At 66.0% G+C, this 3,083-nt stretch carries 4 protein-coding genes and 1 tRNA gene; 2 read left to right on the top strand and 3 right to left on the bottom strand.

Annotated features, from left to right (window positions below; translation table 11 throughout):
• Nucleotides 1–382: 382 nt before the first annotated feature.
• The 3 genes from ACRDP3_RS14330 to ACRDP3_RS14320 all read right to left on the bottom strand — a co-directional run bounded on the left by ACRDP3_RS14330 (nucleotide 383) and on the right by ACRDP3_RS14320 (nucleotide 1,642).
• Entirely contained in the window at nucleotides 383–1,054 is a 672-nt protein-coding gene (locus ACRDP3_RS14330) for a nucleotidyl transferase AbiEii/AbiGii toxin family protein (protein ID WP_431517309.1), read from the bottom strand.
• The gene (locus ACRDP3_RS14325) at nucleotides 1,051–1,398 is read right to left on the bottom strand and encodes a transcriptional regulator (RefSeq protein ID WP_431517308.1); all 348 of its coding nucleotides are present in this window, start codon (nucleotides 1,396–1,398) and stop codon (nucleotides 1,051–1,053) included. The genes ACRDP3_RS14330 and ACRDP3_RS14325 overlap by 4 nt, the downstream gene beginning before the upstream one ends.
• A gap of 170 nt (nucleotides 1,399–1,568) precedes the next feature.
• Nucleotides 1,569–1,642, bottom strand: a tRNA-Gly gene (locus ACRDP3_RS14320).
• Between the two features lie 486 nt (nucleotides 1,643–2,128).
• Between ACRDP3_RS14320 and dcd the strand changes: the two genes are divergently transcribed.
• Nucleotides 2,129–2,704 (top strand): dCTP deaminase, encoded by a 576-nt coding sequence (gene dcd / locus ACRDP3_RS14315; RefSeq protein ID WP_431517307.1) that lies wholly within the window; start codon nucleotides 2,129–2,131, stop codon nucleotides 2,702–2,704.
• 33 nt (nucleotides 2,705–2,737) lie between these two features.
• Nucleotides 2,738–3,083: phosphoribosyltransferase (locus tag ACRDP3_RS14310; RefSeq protein ID WP_431517306.1), on the top strand; the 346-nt coding region annotated here is incomplete at its 3' end.

The raw sequence follows: 3,083 nt of genomic DNA, 5'->3' as shown, positions 1-3,083 counted from the left end.
TACAACAGCAGCTCACCCCCGCAGCGTAACCACCCGCTGTCCAACATCAGGGGGGAACTTCAGGAGGTCTGCGACACGGTGATGGCCGCAGACGCCTACGTCCTCGCCTACCAACTCCCGGCCACCTGACGAAAAAGGGCTGTGCAACAAAGACGCCCTGGGCTACTGGCCTGGGCTTTCTACTGGGAGCTGGGTGACGGGGATCGAACCCGTGCTCTGAGCTTGGGGCTGACCGGGTGGTTGGTTCGCGCAGGTGTTGAGCTGGCCGGACGTTGCCGGGACCATGGCTGGCATCAGTTCAACGTGACCTGTGCTGACGGTGGTTCTCCGCCTGTCGTGGCACGCATCTGGCACGAATCCTCGCGGTGACGGGTTGAGCTGATCAGTCCTCGTCGAGGGCTTCCGGATCGTGGAGTCGTATGGCGATGTCGTCGGCCCATGAAAGTGCCCAGCGGCGCAGCTCGTTGGTCTCGTCGTCATCGAGTCCGTAGGCGGCGAATTCGGTGTCGTCGATCCAGTCCGCCCCGCCGAGCCGGGCTTGCAGATCGGAGAGGTCAAAGACATCTCGAGCATGGCGACGGCCGAGTTCTTCGAGCTCTGTCCGACTCCAACGGTTTGCTGCGGCCCGAACGTCGACAAGGTCGCGGGCCAGACCACGGTCGGCCAGCGCGCGGACCTTGGTGCCGACCACGTCTTCGAGGGAAAGTACCAATCCGTACTTCGTCGTCACCGGTGGGCGCCAGAGCGCTTCTTTGAGGATGTCGACCTCGCACTCTTCGCCAGTGGTGGAGTCGGTGATGATCAACCGGGCCGAGAGCGGGTCGGTTTCCAGTGCCCGTACGCTCCAGCCTCGGTCTTCCAGACCGGCACGTACGGTGGCCGCGATGTGCTCCATATGTTCTGGGTTCTCGGTGGCGACGTCGAGGTCCTGGCTGAGCCGGTCGACCAGGCCGTGGGCTTGTACGGCGTAACCACCTGTGAGCGCGAGAGGGTAAGCACCGCCGACGGCGAGTACGTCGGCCAACAGGCGGCGGTGCAGAGCGGTGAGATTCATGCAGCGGCCTGGGTGCCGGGCGTCAGCTCGGCGAAGGCACTCTCCCAGACATCACGGATATCGCGGCTGATCAGAGTGCGCAGAACCGGCCACATGCTGGTCAGCAGATTTCGGTTGAGGTACCGGACAAGGTCCTCCCGCATACCTTCTGCGAGGACGATGCGGTAGCAGCTCATCCGCAGCCGGGGCTGGTCTAGATCGAATTCGGTGAGGCCGGACCACGCCAGGTGAAGGGGGAGGCTGACGCTGCCGTGCACAGGGCCCCTGAGCTCGGACAGTTCGGCGGGCCTACGCCGGGCGAACCTTTCGCGGCGGACCTCGGAGAAGCTGGGCGTGGATGCCATGGCTCCATTATTCCGCAGGGTCGGGGCGGTTAGCGAGCCCGGCAGCTGAGGGGGCACGGGAACGGTCTCCGGACAAGCAGCTCAGGGACGCGCCGGCGCGGACGACGACAGGAGCCGCAGTGAACCTGGAAAACAAACAAGGCCCGGGTCTGTGACCTGGGCCTTCGTCGTGGAGCGGGTGACGGGAATCGAACCCGCGCTCTGAGCTTGGGAAGCTCATGTTCTACCATTAAACTACACCCGCGAGGAGCCGGGAGAAGCCTGGCTCAACGTCCGATACCTTACCTCATGACCGACCCCCGCCGCACAGGCCGAGGGGTCTTTTTGCTGCTCCGGGGCAGGGCAGGGGGCGCTGGGGGGAACGGAGTTGGGGCGTACGGTGGGGGCGGAGCGCCGGGTGTGGGACTGCCAGCTTGATCCCCTAATGTGGCTTTCGTCGTCCACGTTTCATGGGGAGAGGAGAGCGATGGAGTCCACCGTCGTTCAGTGTGCCGAGGGGCACGTGTTCAGTACCTCGACGTTCCCGATGCAGAACCTTGGGCCCGGCCGGATCGGTCCCGGGCGGTTGCTGCGGTGCCCGCGGTGTGCGCGGTTGCGGCAGGCGGTGCCTGTTTCCGCGCCCCGGCCGAGGCCCGCGGGCTGAGGAGGGCCGGCGGCGTTGGCGTAAGTGCGGGCGGTGCGGGGCCGGTGCGATTGGGCCGGCCCCGCACCGTGCGCGTAGTCTCGGGCCGTGCTTCTCTCTGACAAGGACCTCCGGGCCGAGATCGACTCCGGCCGGGTGCGGATCGATCCGTACGATCCCGCGATGGTGCAGCCCTCCAGCATCGATGTCCGGCTGGACCGGTATTTCCGTGTCTTCGAGAATCACCGCTACCCCCACATCGACCCCGCCGTCGAGCAGCCCGATCTGACGCGGCTGATCGAGGTTCGGGACGAGGAGCCGTTCATCCTGCACCCCGGGGAGTTCGTGCTCGCGTCGACGTACGAAGTGGTCTCGTTGCCCGACGACATCGCGTCGCGGCTGGAGGGGAAGAGCTCGCTGGGGCGGCTCGGGCTGCTCACGCACTCCACCGCGGGGTTCATCGACCCGGGGTTCTCAGGGCACGTGACCCTGGAGCTGTCGAACGTGGCGACGCTGCCGATAAAGCTGTGGCCCGGCATGAAGATCGGGCAGCTGTGCATGTTCCGGCTGACGTCCCCGGCCGAGCATCCGTACGGTTCGGCGCGGCACGGCTCCCGCTACCAGGGGCAGCGCGGGCCGACGCCGTCGCGCTCGTATCTCAACTTTCACCAGACGCAGGTCTGAGGGCTGAGAGCCCCGGAGGGAAGGCACGTGGGCGTGAGTGACGAGCGCGAGAATCTGACGTACTCGCTCTTCGGCGAGGCCGTACGGGAGTTGGCCCAGGCGGTTGCCGACGACGGGTTCGAGCCCGACATCATCCTTTCCATCGCGCGCGGCGGCCTCTTCGTCGCGGGCGGTCTCGGCTACGCGCTGGACGTGAAGAACCTGCACGTCATGAACGTCGAGTTCTATACGGGCGTGGGCAAGACCCTCGACATGCCGGTCATGCTGCCGCCCGTGCCGAACGTCGTCGATCTGAGCGAGAAGAAGGTTCTCATCGCGGACGACGTCGCCGACACCGGACGCACCCTGAAGCTGGTGCAGGAATTCTGCGTGGAGCACG

Origin of the sequence: Streptomyces sp., assembly GCF_050698815.1 — a bacterium.
In the GTDB taxonomy this organism is placed as follows: Bacteria; Actinomycetota; Actinomycetes; order Streptomycetales; family Streptomycetaceae; genus Streptomyces.
The sequence above is the reverse complement of the archived record's forward strand: the minus strand, read 5'-3'. Positions and strand labels throughout refer to the sequence as shown.

Bases quoted from the DNA above. Each gene is read 5' to 3' on its own strand.
- ACRDP3_RS14330 (WP_431517309.1), bottom strand. From the start codon at position 1,054: ATGAATCTCACCGCTCTGCACCGCCGCCTGTTGGCCGACGTACTCGCC.
- ACRDP3_RS14325 (WP_431517308.1), bottom strand. From the start codon at position 1,398: ATGGCATCCACGCCCAGCTTCTCCGAGGTCCGCCGCGAAAGGTTCGCC.